Source organism: Minwuia sp. IMCC3060 (assembly GCF_029909435.1).
In the GTDB taxonomy this organism is placed as follows: Bacteria; Pseudomonadota; Alphaproteobacteria; order Minwuiales; family Minwuiaceae; genus Minwuia.
Genome location: NZ_CP123782.1, coordinates 3,542,346 through 3,556,670, shown reverse-complemented (window position 1 = coordinate 3,556,670; position 14,325 = coordinate 3,542,346). Strand labels below are relative to the sequence as shown.

At 67.3% G+C, this 14,325-nt stretch carries 13 protein-coding genes; 8 read left to right on the top strand and 5 right to left on the bottom strand.

Translation table 11 applies throughout. From position 1 onward, the window contains the following. Nucleotides 1-36 precede the first annotated feature (36 nt). On the top strand, nt 37-1,227 hold the full coding sequence (locus tag QGV54_RS16655) for an MFS transporter (protein ID WP_281019525.1): 1,191 nt from the start codon (nt 37-39) through the stop codon (nt 1,225-1,227). Nucleotides 1,228-1,263: 36 nt separating this feature from the next. Here QGV54_RS16655 and rocF read toward each other — a convergent pair whose 3' ends face one another. Together rocF and QGV54_RS16645 are read right to left on the bottom strand one after the other, a co-directional pair. Continuing rightward, nucleotides 1,264-2,205 (bottom strand): arginase, encoded by a 942-nt coding sequence (gene rocF, locus QGV54_RS16650; RefSeq protein WP_281019526.1) that lies wholly within the window; start codon nt 2,203-2,205, stop codon nt 1,264-1,266. Between the two features lie 76 nt (nt 2,206-2,281). Further along, nucleotides 2,282-3,244 carry a cyclase family protein gene (locus QGV54_RS16645; protein WP_281019527.1) on the bottom strand — a complete coding sequence of 321 codons (963 nt, stop codon included), beginning with the start codon at nt 3,242-3,244 and terminating at the stop codon, nt 2,282-2,284. A 303-nt stretch (nt 3,245-3,547) separates the two neighbouring features. On the opposite strand from QGV54_RS16645, the gene hemB reads away from it, so the two are divergent. From hemB to choV, 4 genes are read left to right on the top strand one after another with little or no spacing between them, the layout of a single operon-like run. Continuing rightward, entirely contained in the window at nt 3,548-4,516 is a 969-nt protein-coding gene (gene hemB, locus QGV54_RS16640) for a porphobilinogen synthase (RefSeq protein WP_348637682.1), read from the top strand. 3 nt (nt 4,517-4,519) lie between these two features. Next, nucleotides 4,520-5,704: a CoA transferase gene (locus QGV54_RS16635; RefSeq protein WP_281019994.1), complete on the top strand. Its 1,185-nt coding sequence runs from the start codon at nt 4,520-4,522 to the stop codon at nt 5,702-5,704. An 11-nt stretch (nt 5,705-5,715) separates the two neighbouring features. After that, nucleotides 5,716-6,567: a choline ABC transporter permease subunit gene (gene choW / locus QGV54_RS16630; RefSeq protein ID WP_281019530.1), complete on the top strand. Its 852-nt coding sequence runs from the start codon at nt 5,716-5,718 to the stop codon at nt 6,565-6,567. Further along, nucleotides 6,564-7,769: a choline ABC transporter ATP-binding protein gene (choV, locus tag QGV54_RS16625; protein ID WP_281019531.1), complete on the top strand. Its 1,206-nt coding sequence runs from the start codon at nt 6,564-6,566 to the stop codon at nt 7,767-7,769. Before choW ends, choV begins: the two co-directional genes overlap by 4 nt. 407 nt (nt 7,770-8,176) lie before the next feature. Here choV and QGV54_RS16620 read toward each other — a convergent pair whose 3' ends face one another. Genes QGV54_RS16620 through QGV54_RS16610 form a run of 3 tightly spaced genes read right to left on the bottom strand, consistent with a single transcriptional unit; the run spans nt 8,177 to nt 10,401 of the window. Next, nucleotides 8,177-9,346: an amidohydrolase family protein gene (locus tag QGV54_RS16620; RefSeq protein WP_281019532.1), complete on the bottom strand. Its 1,170-nt coding sequence runs from the start codon at nt 9,344-9,346 to the stop codon at nt 8,177-8,179. 42 nt (nt 9,347-9,388) lie between these two features. Beyond that, entirely contained in the window at nt 9,389-10,054 is a 666-nt protein-coding gene (locus tag QGV54_RS16615; protein ID WP_281019533.1) for an HAD-IA family hydrolase, read from the bottom strand. Next, nucleotides 10,051-10,401 (bottom strand): DUF1491 family protein, encoded by a 351-nt coding sequence (locus tag QGV54_RS16610; RefSeq protein ID WP_281019534.1) that lies wholly within the window; start codon nt 10,399-10,401, stop codon nt 10,051-10,053. Before QGV54_RS16610 ends, QGV54_RS16615 begins: the two co-directional genes overlap by 4 nt. 180 nt (nt 10,402-10,581) lie before the next feature. Between QGV54_RS16610 and QGV54_RS16605 the strand changes: the two genes are divergently transcribed. From QGV54_RS16605 to QGV54_RS16595, 3 genes are read left to right on the top strand one after another with little or no spacing between them, the layout of a single operon-like run. Beyond that, nucleotides 10,582-12,036: an amidase gene (locus QGV54_RS16605; RefSeq protein WP_281019535.1), complete on the top strand. Its 1,455-nt coding sequence runs from the start codon at nt 10,582-10,584 to the stop codon at nt 12,034-12,036. Then, entirely contained in the window at nt 12,033-13,115 is a 1,083-nt protein-coding gene (locus tag QGV54_RS16600) for an NAD/NADP-dependent octopine/nopaline dehydrogenase family protein (protein WP_281019536.1), read from the top strand. The genes QGV54_RS16605 and QGV54_RS16600 overlap by 4 nt, the downstream gene beginning before the upstream one ends. After that, on the top strand, nt 13,115-14,089 hold the full coding sequence (locus QGV54_RS16595; RefSeq protein ID WP_281019537.1) for a 3-hydroxybutyryl-CoA dehydrogenase: 975 nt from the start codon (nt 13,115-13,117) through the stop codon (nt 14,087-14,089). Before QGV54_RS16600 ends, QGV54_RS16595 begins: the two co-directional genes overlap by 1 nt. Nucleotides 14,090-14,325: the final 236 nt, after the last annotated feature.

Sequence of the window (14,325 nt, the reverse complement as noted above, 5' to 3'; positions counted from 1 at the left end):
TGCCGACTGGGGATTCGCTGTCGGCAAGGGGCTGCCATGCATCGCGCGTGGGTGATCGTCGTTCTGTGTGCGCTGGTCGTGGGCTGCTGTCTGGGGCTGGCGCGCTTCGCGTTCGGCATGCTGCTGCCCGGGATCAGCGCCGATGTCGGGCTGGACTACGCCCAGGGCGGGCTGCTCGGTACCAGCTATTTCGTCGGCTACCTGCTGATGGTGCTGGGGGTGCCGCGCATCGTGCGCGTGGTCGGCCAGCGGGTGATGATCCTGTCAGGCCTGCTGATCCTGACCATCGGCATGGTCGGCATGGCCATGGTCACCCGGTTCGAACCCCTGCTGGTGCTCTACACGCTGACCGGAATGGGCGCGGGCGGTGCCTATGTCCCGGCGATGAGCCTGGCGTCGAGCTGGTTCGAGGCATCGCATCGCGGGCGCGCGGCGGGTACCATGCTGGCCGGGGCAGGCATCGGGATCGTGCTTTCCGGGCTGCTGGTGCCGGCGCTTTTCCCCGTCGCCGGGTTTGCGGGCTGGCAGGTGGGCTGGCTGCTGTTCGCGCTGATCGCCGTCGTGACCCTGCTGGCCTGCCTCATCGGCCTGCGTGACCGTCCGGCCCTGATCGGCCTGAAACCCTATGGCACACCCGCCCCGCCACCGGTTGCCGGATCGCCGCCGCCCCGGCGCGGCTGGCTGGTGCTGCTGCATCTGGGCATCATCTACGCCTGCTATGGCATCACCTACATGGTCTACACGACCTTCATCGTCACCACGATGATCGACGAGCGTGGAATGGATGCCGCCCAGGCCGGGCAGGTCTGGAGCATCGTCGGCTTCTGTTCGATCTTCTCGGGCGCCCTGTTCGGTGGCCTGTCGGACCGCATCGGGCGGCGCGGCGGGCTGATGGCCTCGTCGCTGGCCCAGGCGCTGGCCTTCGCGCTGGTGGCGGGCAGCTTCGGCGAGGTGGCACTCTTTGCCTCCGTCGTCTGTTTCGGCATCTCGGCCTGGAGCGTACCCACCATCATGGCCGCCGCTGCCGGAGACCAGGTCGGTCCGGAACGTGCGGCGGGCGCACTGGCGGTCATCACCCTGATCTTTGCCGCAGGTCAGGCTGTCGGCCCCGTGGGCGCCGGGGCGCTGGCCGAGCTGACCGGCCGTTTCGGGCCCGGTTTCGCTGCCTCGGCCGCCATCGCGATCCTGGCCGTCGCGCTTTCGGCGCTGTTGCCGACGCGGCGCTGAGGTCCCGGCCGCGATCCGGCTGTCGGAACGGTTGCGTCAGCGCCGACGCGGCGGGCGACCCATGACGCGGCGGCCGAACAGGCTGGCGGTCAGGTCGCGCATCAGGCGGGCGGTCTTGCCCCGGTCGTCCAGGTAGGGGTTGATCTCGGCCAGGTCGACGGAGGTGACGAGGCCGCTGTCGTGCAGCAGTTCCATGATCAGGTGCGCCTCCCGAACCGTCGCGCCGCCGGGCACCGTGGTGCCGACCCCCGGCGCCACGTCCGGGTCCAGGAAATCCACGTCCAGGCTGACATGCAGCAGGCCGTTCGCGGCCCTGACCCGGTCGATGAAGGCGCGGGTCAGGCCGGCAAAACCGATCTCGTCCACCGCGCGCATGTCGTGGATATCGATGTTGTTGTCCAGCACCAGATCATGCTCGGTCTCGTCGACGGAGCGGATGCCCATCATGGTGACATTGCGTGGATTGACCGGACTCTCCAGCGGCGCGCCATAGACTTCCGCGCCGTCGATGCCGCAGAACATGGCGACGGGCATGCCGTGGGTGTGGCCTGATTCCGAGCTTTCCAGCGTGTTGAAGTCGGCGTGGGCGTCGAGCCAGAGCACGAACAGCTCCCGACCCTGCGTTGCGGCGTGGCGGGCGATGCCTGCAACGGTGCCGATGGCCAGGCTGTGGTCGCCACCGACGAAGACCGGGGTCCAGCCCGCATCGGCGATCCGGGTCGCGTGATCCATCAGGCTCTCGGTCCAGGCGGCGGTCATGGCGATGTTGCGGGCCCGGCCCCGTTCCGGCACTTCCCGCGCCAGCGGCGCAGGCTCCGCATTGCCGAAATCCCGCACCTCGTGCCCCAGTTCCTGCAGTGCCTCCCCCAGCCCGGCAATGCGCATGGCATCCGGTCCCATCTGGCAGCCACGCAGGCTGGCCCCGGAATCGACGGGCGCGCCGAGGATGGCGATCTTGCGGGTCTGGCTTTCCTGCATGGTCAGGGCGTCCGATCCTGAAATGAAAAAGGGGAGCCGCCGGCTCCCCTTTCCCGTAACCCGAAAGTGGCTGCTGTTACCAGAGGGCCACCGGATTGATGATCATCTGGACCGTGCCCTTGATCCGGGCCTGACCCAGGACAAACATGAACTCGGTCACGCCTTCCTCGGCGAGACGACCGGTGTTCATGGTCTCCAGAATGTAGATCCCGTTTTCCTTCAGCAGGGTGACGTGGCCATAGAACAGCTTGTCTCCCTTTGCGGGCGGTACGGAGTCGAGGCCCCAGGTGTCGGCACCCACGGCCATGACGTCCTGGGCGGCGAGATAGACCGCAGCCTCGTTGTTCATGCCCGGTTCACCGCTGACCCACGCGGTCGGATCTGATGCAAGCTTGCCGTCGGTCCAGCCCGTGTGGAACAGAACCACGTCACCGGTGCGGATCTCGACGCCCTGCGCCTGGGCTGCCGCACGGATATCGGCGGAACCGAATGACTGGCCGGCCTCCATGACCTCAACGCCGAAGTGCTTCGCCATGTTGATCAGCACTCCACGACCCACCAGAGGCGGGATGTTGTGGACACCAAGCTTCGTCAGGCCGGTAACCTGCGCGATCTCCTTGTCGGAGTTGCAGTTGTAGTACATGCCCTTCTCGCCCAGGTGGCCCAGGCCGTCGATCTGCGGGCCGATGCCGAACCAGAGCTGGGCGATGTCGTCATTGTAGATGGCTTCATAGCCGAACTGGGTCAGACGGTTGCCACCTGCCTGGCCGGGAGAGACCACCTGCAGCATCAGGCCACGCGGCGGGAAGGCCGGGGTCGAACTGTCGATGACGATGCCGAGCGGGTGCGAATTGCCCTTCTTGATCAGCTTGGAAGCCATCAGGACCTGATCGGGCGTCACATGGTTCGCGGAACCGATCTGGTCGTCGGCGCCCCATTTCGAGGGCTTGCATTCGGAGGCGGCATGGCTGCCCGCCATTACGCTGCCAGCAGCGAACAGGGCAAGGCCCAGGCTGGCACCAAAGAGGGATTTCTTCATTGGATGTTTCCTTGTGTTTTCCCCAACGGACGGTCGTCATTTGTCGCGACCATTCCTCCCCGCCCGGATTCATCCCGGCAGGCCGAATTATTCTCAGGGGCAATTGCTTTTGATTGCAAGGGTGAATTGCCGTTGCGGAAAGAGTGCCGGTGATTCCGTCGGGGCGGGAAATGGTCTATCGTCGCGCCATCCTGCGGGCTGACGGAAGGCAGAGCCATGAATGACGAGACCCCGACGCTTGGACGTGCACACCAGAGGGCGCGGCCTGACACACCGGCGCTCGGTGCCTACCCGCGCGTCAGGATGCGGCGCACCCGGGCGCAGGACTGGACCCGGCGGATGGTGTCGGAGAAGGTGCTGACCCCGGCGGATTTCATCTGGCCCCTGTTCGTGCATGAGGGTTCGGGCGTCGAGGATGTGGCGGCCATGCCCGGTGTCCGGCGTTATGACGTGGCCAGCCTGCCTGCTGCGGTGGCGGAGGCAGCAGCGCTCGGCATCCCCGCGATTGCTCTGTTCCCGGCGCTGGACCCGGCGAAGAAGGACGCGGAGGGGTCGGAGGCAACCAATCCGGACAATGTCGTCTGCCGGGCGATCCGCGCCGTGAAGGCGGAGGTGCCGGAAATCGGCATCCTGTGTGACGCGGCGCTGGATCCCTTCACTTCCCACGGGCATGACGGGGTGATCCGCGACGACTATGTCACCAATGACGAAACGGTGGAGATCCTTGTTCGACAGTCGCTCAATCAGGTGGAGGCGGGGGCGGACATCATCTCCCCCTCCGACATGATGGACGGGCGCGTCGGCGCGATCCGGGAGGCGCTGGAGCGTGAAGGTCACGTCAACAGCATGATCATGTCCTACGCCGCCAAGTATGCCTCCGCCTTCTATGGCCCGTTCCGGGACGCCATCGGCTCCCAGGCCAATCTGGGCAAGGCCAGCAAGGCGACCTACCAGATGAACCCGGCCAATGGCGACGAGGCGATGCGGGAGGTGGCGCTGGACATCGCCGAGGGCGCCGACATGGTGATGGTGAAGCCCGGCATGCCCTATCTCGACCTCTGCCACCGGGTGAAGACGACATTCGGCGTGCCGACCTTCGCCTATCAGGTGTCCGGTGAATACGCGATGCTGCAGGCCGCGGCGGGCAACGGCTGGCTGGACCTGGAGCGGGTGATGCTGGAAAGCCTGCTGGGCTTCAAGCGGGCCGGATGTGACGGTGTGCTGACCTATTTCGCCGTCGAGGCGGCGCGCAAACTGAAGGAACTTGGCTGACCCATGACGCTTGCAGCATCGGAACGTGGTGGCCCGCTGGCCGGGATCACCGTCATCGACCTGACCCGGGTTCTGGCCGGTCCCTACTGCACCCTGATGCTGGCCGAGCTCGGTGCCCGCGTGATCAAGGTGGAGGAACCGGGCGTCGGCGACATCAGCCGCTCCATCGGTCCCTTCGTGAAGGGCAAGTCGGCCTATTTCATGAGCCTGAACCGCGACAAGGAAAGCATCGCGCTGAACCTGAAGGATGATGCCGACCGGGCGGTGTTCGAGCAGCTGCTGGAGCAGGCTGACGTGCTGGTGGAGAACTATCGTCCCGGCACGATGGAGAAGCTCGGCTATGGCTGGGACACGCTGCAGGCCCGCTGGCCATCGCTGATCTTCGCCGCGGCCAGCGGCTTCGGCCAGACCGGCCCCTACGCCAAGCGTCCGGCCTACGACATGGTGGTGCAGGGCATGGGCGGGGTGATGAGCCTGACCGGGCACCCCGGCGGCCCGCCGACCCGCGTCGGCTCCTCCATCGGCGACCTCGCGGCGGGCATGTTCGCCGCCGCCGGGATCAATGCGGCCCTGTTCGAGCGGACGCGCACCGGCAAGGGCGCCATGATCGATATCGGCATGCTGGACTGCCAGGTGGCGCTGCTGGAAAACGCCATCGTGCGCTATACGACGACCGGTGACATTCCCGGCCCCCTGGGGGCGCGGCATCCGCCCTTCGCGGCCTTCACCAGTGCGGATGGCCACATCATCGTTGCCTGCGGCACGGACAAGGCATTCCAGGACCTGGCCGAAGCGCTTGGTGCGCCGGAAATGGCGCAGGACGACAGGTTTGCCACGCCCACCAGCCGGGTGGAGAACGTGGAGCAGCTGCAGGTGGTGCTGGACAGCCTGTTCGTGACCAGGACCACCGACGACTGGCTCGCCATTCTGGAGGCCAAGGGCCTGCCCTGCGGTCCGATCAACAATGTCGCGCAGGTGCTCGCCGATCCGCACGTGATTTCCCGCAACATGATCGTCCACACGGATGATCCGGTGGCCGGGCATGTGCAGATGGGCGGCAATCCGATCAAGATCTCCGGCCATCCGGACGGCACCCTGCGCCGCCATGCGCCGGACCTGGACGAGAACCGCGCGGCGCTGCTGGCGGAACTGGCCGCCGCCCGGGACAGCGCCCGCTCAACCGGATAGGGGACCGACGCATGGAATGGCTGACCGAGCAGAAGCTTCCCATCGGCAAGGCCGCCAAGTCCGTCGTCGAGTGGATCACCGACAATTTCGCCTGGTGGTTCGACGCCTTCTCCATCGGCATGGAAACCGCCATCGACGGGCTGCTGTGGCTGTTGCAGGCACCGCATCCGCTGATCATCGTCGCGCTGGTCGCGGCACTTGCCTGGCTGCTGAAGCGCTCCATCGGTTTCACGGTCTTCGTTGCCCTGTCGCTGCTGCTGATCATCAACCAGGGCTACTGGGAGGAAACCACCGAGACCCTGGCGCTGGTGCTTTCGGCAGCCGTCGTCTGCATGGTCGTCGGCGTGCCCATCGGGGTCGCGGCGGCGCACCGCCCGTGGCTGTTCCGCCTGCTGCGGCCGATCCTGGACCTGATGCAGACGATCCCGACCTTCGTCTATCTGATCCCGGCGCTGATCCTGTTCGGTCTCGGCATGGTGCCGGGCCTGATCGCCACGGTCATCTTCGCCATTCCGGCACCGATCCGGCTGACCCATCTCGGCGTCTCCTCGACACCGAAACCGCTGATCGAGGCGGGGCAGGCCTTCGGTGCCACCGGCTGGCAACTGCTGTGGAAGGTGGAACTGCCCTATGCGCTGCCCTCCATCCTCGCCGGGCTGACCCAGACCATCATGCTCTCGCTGTCGATGGTGGTGATCGCGGCGCTGGTGGGGGCGGACGGGCTGGGGGTGCCGACCCTGCGCGCGCTCAACACGGTGAATATCGCGAAGGGGTTCGAGGTCGGCGTGGCCATCGTCCTGATCGCCATCATCCTCGACCGGCTCTGCCGCCGGGATGAAGGTTCGAAGGGGCCGGGCAAGTGAGCGAGACCGCATCCACTCCCGCCGCCACCCCGGCAGTCGTCCGTTTCCGCGATGTGGACATCCTGTTCGGCGACCGGCCCGCCAGCGCCCTGCCGCTGGTTGATGCCGGAAAGTCGCGCGCGGAGATTCAGGAGGAAACCGGGCAGGTCGTCGGCGTCAAGGGCGCCAGCCTGGACATTCACGAGGGCGAGATCGTCGTCCTGATGGGCCTCTCCGGCTCCGGCAAATCGACCCTGCTGCGCGCGGTCAACGGCCTGAACCCGGTGACGCGCGGGCAGGTGCTGGTGCACGACGGTGCGGCGGAGGTCGATGTGGCCCGCTGCAGTGCCACCGACCTGCGCCGCCTGCGCATGCACCGCATCGCCATGGTGTTCCAGCAGTTCGCGCTACTGCCCTGGCGCACGGTGGCGGAGAACGTCGGTCTCGGGCTGGAGCTTGCCGGGGTTCCGGTGGCGGAGCGGCGGGAACGGGTGGCGCGGCAGCTTGATCTGGTGGATCTGGGGGTCTGGGCCGACCGGCGGGTGCATGAGCTTTCCGGCGGCATGCAGCAACGGGTGGGGCTGGCCCGTGCCTTTGCCACCGATGCGCCGATCCTGCTGATGGACGAGCCCTTCTCGGCGCTGGATCCGCTGATCCGGGCGCATCTGCAGAACGAGCTGCTGGACCTGCAGACACGACTGAAGAAGACCATCATCTTTGTCAGCCACGATCTGGACGAGGCCATCAAGCTGGGCAACCGCATCGCGATCATGGAGGGCGGGCAGATCATCCAGACCGGCCAGCCGGAAGACATCGTGCTCAACCCGGCGAACGACTATGTGGCCGAATTCGTTGCCCACATGAACCCGCTGCAGGTGATGCGCGCCGCCACCATGATGCGGCCCGTCGACGATCTGCCGCGCGACGGGGCCGGACGGCTGTGCCTGGACCGTCATGGCTGGTTCAAGCTGGCGCTGGACCCGTCCGGCGCGCCGCTGGAGGCAGCCTGCAATGGCGAAAGCTGGCCCATCCTCGCCGCCGATCCCGCCACCAGCCCGGAAACCGGTCAGATGCTGACGGCCGCACCCGACGTGGTGATGCAGCAGGTCATCGACTGGCGCGAACGCTCCGGCGGCCCGGTGCTGATCGTGCAGGATGGCCGGATGCTGGGCGCCATCGGCGACGACCAGATCTTCCGGGGGCTGCTCCGCCGGAAGGTGTGAGGGGGCGCTGTGACCACACTGAACCACCGGGCTTCACCCCCTCCTCGATCCTCCCCCGTCAAGGGGGAGGAAGTGCCTCAGCGCTGACGCCTTCGCCCCTTCCCCCTCGATGGGGGAAGGCCGGGAAGGGGGTGGGGGTGCCGTGAGGGCTTGGACGAATTCGACCTCAACACCGACGCCGTACCCGGACTTGATCCGGGTACCCAGCGGTGCCGCACCGGCGTGGGAGACTGGGCTCGCGGATCAAGTCCGCGAGCACCGTGGTGATGGGGAGGTGCCGAAACATCTCCGCAATCACACCCAAATTCACGCCGTGCCCGGGCTTGACCCGGGTACCCAGGAGTGTCGCACTGGCGTGGGAGACTGGGCTCGCGGATCAAGTCCGCGAGCGCCGTGGTGGTGGGGGATCAGCCCCGTACCCGCTCCGGCAGGACCGTTGCGGGCGGGGTGTTGCGGCTGCGTTCGCTGGTGATGGCGCCGTCGATGATGGTCATGCCGACGCCGGGCAGGTTCCCCTGCTCGATGGATTCCAGCATGTTCTTCCCCGGCGCGTGCTGAGCCTGGTCCAGCAGCACGAAGTCGGCGGCCATGCCGACCTCGACCAGGCCGGTATCCAGGTCGCGCATCCGCGCCGTATTGCCGGTGGCGAAGCAGAAGGCCGTCTCCGCCTTCACGTCACCGAACGACGACAGCAGCGCGATCATGCGCAGGATGCCGAGCGGCTGCACCCCGGACCCGGCGGGGGCGTCGGTGCCCAGGATCACGCGATCCATCTGGCCGAGTTCCCGCGCCGTGTTCATGGCCAGCAGGGCCGCGCGCTCGTTGCCGTTGTGCACCAGTTCGATGCCGCGGCCGCACTGCTCGCACAGGCAGACGATCTGGTCGTCGGGCAGGGCGGTGTGGCCGCCATTGATGTGGCCGATGATGTCGGCATCCGCCTCCAGCACCACATCCTTGTCGATCAGGCCCGACCCCGGAATCGACGGGCCGCCGGTATGGATGGTGGACTGGATGCCGTACTTCCGGGCCCAGCCGACCATCTCCTTGGCGGTCTCCCCTGCCTTGACCGAGCCGAGACCGACCTCCCCCAGCAGTTTGACGCCCGCGTCGGCCAGGTCCTTGAAGTCGTTCTCGTCCATGCCCTGTTCGATCACCGGCGCACCGCCGTGCACCTTCACGCCGGAGGGGCGGAAATTCTCGTACCAGCGCTGTGACGCGATCGCGAGCGCCTTCAGCCCGACGATGTCCTTCGGGCGGCCGGGCAGATGCACCTCCCCGGCGGAGATCATGGTGGTGACGCCGCCATGCAGGCAGGAATCGATCCAGCTGAGCTGCGATTGCCGGGGGGTATAGTCGCCGATCACCGGATGCACATGGCTGTCGATCAGGCCCGGCGACACGGCGGTCCCCTTCGCATCGACCTCCACATCCGCCTGATCGGTGTCCAGATCCTTCGCCTTGCCGATGGCCGCGATCCGGCCATCCAGCGCCACGATGCAGTCGGCATCCAGGATCGGGTTTGCCAGATCACCGGACAACAGCAGCCCGATGTTCCTGATGACGAGTTTCTTGGCCATGTCCTGTCCCCCTGTCTGAATCCGTCTATCCGGAATCCTACCTCACAACAGGTCCATGTCGAGGATTGCGCCGAGTTCGGTCAGGGCCTGCCTGGCACCCGTGACCTTGATGGTCTGCATGCCCAGCGCCTTCGCGGGTTTCAGGTTGATGCCCAGGTCGTCCAGGTAGACCGCCTCCGACGGGTCGATGCCGATCTCGCGGCAGGCGAGGCGGTAGATTTCCGGGTCGGGCTTGCGCAGGTTGACCTTCGATGATTCCACGACGATCTGGAACCGGGCCATGACGTCGGCGACGGCGGCGGCCTTCTCGCTGTCGCTGGCGATGCCGGGGCCATGACCGGCGCGGACATTGTTGGTGATGCAGGCGCAGATGCGGTCCTGGCGGATCATGTCCAGCGCGCGGACCATTTCCGGCCTCAACGTGCCGGAGAGCAGCGCGATCACGTCCTTGCCGGGAATGGGATGGCCGATGGCGGTGCTTTCGGCCAGGAACAGCCCATCGAAGGTGTCGAGATCGACGTCATTGCGCTCGAACTGGGCCCAGGCGTTCGTGTCCGGGTTGGTGGCATTGATGCCCCGGATGGTGCCGACGGGCATGCCCTTCTCGGTCTCGTACTCGGCGAAACGCTCGAACGGGCTGGAGGTGAAGACACCGCCGAAGTCCCAGATGACGGCTTTGACGTTCGCGGTGGGTACTGCATTGCTCATGGATTGGTCTCCTCCCCCTCCACCGGCTCGGTGAGGAAATGCCGGCCTGCCCGGTCCTCCACCTCGACCACCCAGAGGTCCGGGTCGGTCGCCAGTCGGCGCTGAATATAGCTGTCGGCCTCCGTGGCCGGAACCGGCTCCGTGCCCGACGAGCGGAGCCACGTCCGCACGCCGTTCATGTAGCCGGGTGAATAGACGGTGGCGGTGCCGCCCGGCGCCTCCACCTTCAGCAGGATGCTGCCTGCTTCCTCCGCGCCGCGCCGTACCAGATAGGCGAAAGCGCCCTGCGCACGGACGCTGCGCAGATAGGCGGCGACCCAGATCTCCGCCTTCAGGCGCGCACTCATGCGGGTTCCAGAGGTTGCCTGCGCCATCCCTCTCCCCCACCCGGCGACCCATCAGGGATGCTCGCACGGGGGACCGGGCGGGGGAGAGGGATGGCGCAGCCAGCAAACGACATGGTTGAACCATTCCCCGACTGCGCGTCAGAATGCGTCAAACAGACAACAATCGGGGAGGCAGGGAACATGGGCGATCCGTCATACATGTCGGCGCGGGAACTGGTGGCCGCCATTGGCCAGCAGACGCTGCGGTCGGAAGAGGTGCTGGATCATTACCTTGATCGGCTGGAACGGTTCAACGGGCAGATCAACGCGGTGGTGGCAACGGATGTGGATGCCGCCCGCGCCCGCGCCCGCGCGGCGGACGCTGCGGCGGCCCGGGGGGAGAGCTGGGGGCCGCTGCACGGGCTGCCGATGACGGTGAAGGACACGTTCGAGGTTGTCGGCATGGCCTGCACCGCGGGCGCGCCGGAACTGAAGGATCATCAGCCGAATCGCCATGCCACGGCGGTCGAGCGCCTGATCGAGGCCGGGGCGATCATCTATGGCAAGACCAACACGCCGCTCTACGCCGGGGACCTGCAGACCTACAACGCGGTCTTCGGCACGACCAACAATCCCTGGGACGTGAGCCGCGCGCCGGGGGGGTCGTCGGGCGGTTCCGCCGCCGCGCTGGCGTCCGGCTTCACCGCGCTGGAACTGGGATCGGACATTGGCGGCTCGATCCGCAATCCGGCGCATTTCTGTGGCGTCACCGGGCACAAGCCGAGCTTTGGCGCGGTGCCGATCCGTGGCCATATTCCGGGGCCGCCGGGTGCGCTGACCGGGGCCGATATCGGGGTCGCGGGGCCGCTGGCGCGCAGTGTCGATGACCTGGAACTGGCGCTGGATGTCATGGCCGGGTCCGACATGCTGGATCAGGCGGGCTGGAAGCTGAAGCTCGCCAATGCGCGGCATGAGGCCATCCGCGACTACAGGATTGCCGTCTGGTCCGACGACCCGTTCTGTGCCGTTGACCCGGAGTTCCGTGACCTGATCGAGGGGGCGGGCACGGCGCTGGAGGAAATGGGCGCCAGGGTGGATCGTTCGGCCCGCCCCGCTGTCGACATGCGGGAATCGCACGAGATCTACTACAGCCTGCTGGCGGCCGCGCTTGGTGCCGGTCTGCCGGAGAGCATGCGGCGGAAACTGCGCGAGAACCCGCCGGACGCCGACGACCACAGCCATCAGGCGATCTTCGCCCGTGGCGCGGTCATGGACCATGCGGAATGGCTGGACTGGGATGAGCGCCGGGCGGTGCTGCGGGAGATGTGGAACCGCTTTTTCGGCGATGTGGATGTGCTGCTCTGCCCGGTCATGCCGCGCGCGGCCATTCCGCACGACCAGTCCGCCAGCTTCGGCACCCGAACCGTGGAGATCGCCGGCCAGAGCCGCAACTATGTCGACATGATCGTCTGGTGCGGCCTGACCTGCGGGGTCTATCTGCCTGCCACCGTGGTGCCAGTCGGGCGCACCGATGCTGGGCTGCCGGTCGGGGTACAGGTGGTCGCCAACTTCATGGAGGATCGCTCCGCGCTGCATGTGGCACGGCATCTGGAGAAGGCGCTTGGCGGCGTCGTTCCGCCCCCCGGCTTCGCATGAGGATTGCCGTTCTGGGCGGCGGTCATGGTGCCCATGCCGCCGCCGCCGACCTGTCGGAACAGGGACACGAGGTCCGTTTCTGGCGGCGTGATGCGGTGGCACTGCAGGGCCTGATGGCCAGGGGCGCACTGCGGCTGACGGATGCGGCGGGCAGTCGCGACGTGCCGATCCAGACGGTGACACCGGATATCGGCGAGGCGGTCGCAGGCGCGGAACTGATCCTGATGCCCGGCCCTGCCATGGCCCAGGTGGATATTGCCCGCGCCATGGCCCCGCACCTGTCGGACGGTCAGGGCATCCTGATGCCGCCGGGCAGCTTCGGCACCTGGGTGGTCATGGATACCCTGCGGGCGGAGGGCTGCAGCGCCGATCTGCTGCTGGGTGAGTCCGGCACCCTGCCGTGGCTGGCCCGGATGCAGGGACCGGAGGAGGTCGCTATCGTCACCCGCGCGACGCGTCTGCCGACCGGCGTGTTTCCGCTGGCCCGCGCCGATGCGGCCTTCGACCTGTTCGGCAGGGCCTTTCCGGCCATCGAGCGGCTGACGGACGGGCTGGACGGGGCGCTGATGAACGCGGGGCCGATCATCCATCCGCCGCTGATCCTGATGAACGCCGGACCCATCGAGCATTTCGAGCACTGGGACATTCACAACGAGGGCACGCAGCCCGCGATCCGGCGTGTCACCGATGCGCTGGATGCGGAGCGCGTGGCGGTGCGGGAGGCGCTGGGATACGGCCCGCCGCATTTTCCCCTGGCCGACCACTATGACGACAGCCGCCCGGAATGGATGTACGGGCAGGCGGCGCACGACCGGCTGGTGGTCTCCAGCCGCTGGCGGGAGAGGCTGGATCTGACCCGCCACCGCTACATGCGCGAAGATGTGGCGATCGGACTGGCGTTCCTGGTCTCGGTCGCGCGCTGGGTCGATGTCCCCGCGCCGGTGGCGAGCGGTCTGCTGGCGCTGGCCGGTGCGGTCAACGGGGAGGATTTCTCGGCCACCGGGCGCACACTCGGCAATCTCGGCCTGGCTGATCTGGCTCCGGCCGCCCTGCAGACCCGGCTGAGAGAGGGCTTCTGATGCCGCGCGTTGCACTGGTTGGTGCCGGACGCATGGGACGCGGGCTGGCGCATGTCTTTGCCTGGGGCGGCTGGCAGGTCGATCTGCTGGATGCGAAACCGCGGGACAGTGCTGCTGCGACCACCCTGCTTTCGGCGGCCCGTGACGAGGTGGCGCGCACCCTGAACCTGATGGCGGAGTTCGGGCAATGCGAGCCGGGCGCGGTTGCGGGCCTTCGGGAACGCATCAGCTTTCGCGGGCCCGATGACCTCCCCGACGCGCTTGCCCGCGCTGATCTGGTGATGGAGGGCGTGCCTGAGACGCGGGAAGCGAAGGCGGAGGCGCTGTCGCTGATCTCCGCCCATGCGGGGGCGGAGACAATCATTGCCTCCACCACATCGACCATGCTCTCGACGGAGCTTGCGGCGCATGTGACGCCCCCGGAGCGATTTCTGAACGCCCACTGGCTCAACCCGGCATATCTGATTCCGCTGGTGGAGGTCAGTCCACACGACGGTACGGCACCTGAGGTGCGTGACCGGCTGCTCGGCTGGCTGCGCGACATCGGCAAGGTGCCGGTGGTCTGCAAGGCCAGTCCCGGTTTCATCGTGCCGCGCATCCAGGCGCTGGCGATGAACGAGGCGGCGCGGATGGTGGAGGAAGGCGTGGCCAGTGCGGAGGACATGGATACGGCGATCCGGGCCGGGTTCGGCCCGCGCTTCGCCGTGCTCGGCCTGGTGGAATTCATCGACTGGGGCGGGGTGGACATCCTGCACCACGCCAGCCGCTACCTGACGGAAACAACCGGTCAGGACCGGTTCCGTGCACCGGAGATCGTGGGGGAGAAGATGGCGCAGGGGGCCACCGGATTGCATGCCGGTCGCGGCTTCCACGACTATGCCGACGTGGACCGGGAGGCCTATCAGCGCGACCGCATCCGCGACTTCGTCGATGTTCTGGGCCAGCGCGGCCTGCTCGCCCCGCCCCGGATCTGAGCGGCAGCAGTGCCGCTCCGGCGTGGGAGACCGGGCTCGCGGATCGAGTCCGCGAGCATCGTGAGGGTGGGAAGGGAGGGAACTGCCTCTCCACCACAAACCACGCCGTACCCGGGCTTGACCCGGGTACCCATGGTGCCGTTCCGGCGTGAGAGACTGGGCTCGCGGATCAGGTCCGCCAGCATCGTGAGAGGGAAAGGGAGGGAACTGTCTCACCACCTCAAACCACACCGTAC

What these genes read in the sequence shown, in the direction of transcription:
- QGV54_RS16635 (WP_281019994.1), top strand. Translation starts at nt 4,520, where the DNA reads ATGACGCTTGCAGCATCGGAACGTGGTGGCCCGCTGGCCGGGATCACC.
- QGV54_RS16600 (WP_281019536.1), top strand. Translation starts at nt 12,033, where the DNA reads ATGAGGATTGCCGTTCTGGGCGGCGGTCATGGTGCCCATGCCGCCGCC.
- hemB (WP_348637682.1), top strand. Translation starts at nt 3,548, where the DNA reads ATGCGGCGCACCCGGGCGCAGGACTGGACCCGGCGGATGGTGTCGGAG.
- QGV54_RS16615 (WP_281019533.1), bottom strand. Translation starts at nt 10,054, where the DNA reads ATGAGCAATGCAGTACCCACCGCGAACGTCAAAGCCGTCATCTGGGAC.
- QGV54_RS16610 (WP_281019534.1), bottom strand. Translation starts at nt 10,401, where the DNA reads ATGAGTGCGCGCCTGAAGGCGGAGATCTGGGTCGCCGCCTATCTGCGC.
- QGV54_RS16620 (WP_281019532.1), bottom strand. Translation starts at nt 9,346, where the DNA reads ATGGCCAAGAAACTCGTCATCAGGAACATCGGGCTGCTGTTGTCCGGT.
- choW (WP_281019530.1), top strand. Translation starts at nt 5,716, where the DNA reads ATGGAATGGCTGACCGAGCAGAAGCTTCCCATCGGCAAGGCCGCCAAG.
- QGV54_RS16645 (WP_281019527.1), bottom strand. Translation starts at nt 3,244, where the DNA reads ATGAAGAAATCCCTCTTTGGTGCCAGCCTGGGCCTTGCCCTGTTCGCT.
- QGV54_RS16605 (WP_281019535.1), top strand. Translation starts at nt 10,582, where the DNA reads ATGGGCGATCCGTCATACATGTCGGCGCGGGAACTGGTGGCCGCCATT.
- QGV54_RS16655 (WP_281019525.1), top strand. Translation starts at nt 37, where the DNA reads ATGCATCGCGCGTGGGTGATCGTCGTTCTGTGTGCGCTGGTCGTGGGC.
- QGV54_RS16595 (WP_281019537.1), top strand. Translation starts at nt 13,115, where the DNA reads ATGCCGCGCGTTGCACTGGTTGGTGCCGGACGCATGGGACGCGGGCTG.
- rocF (WP_281019526.1), bottom strand. Translation starts at nt 2,205, where the DNA reads ATGCAGGAAAGCCAGACCCGCAAGATCGCCATCCTCGGCGCGCCCGTC.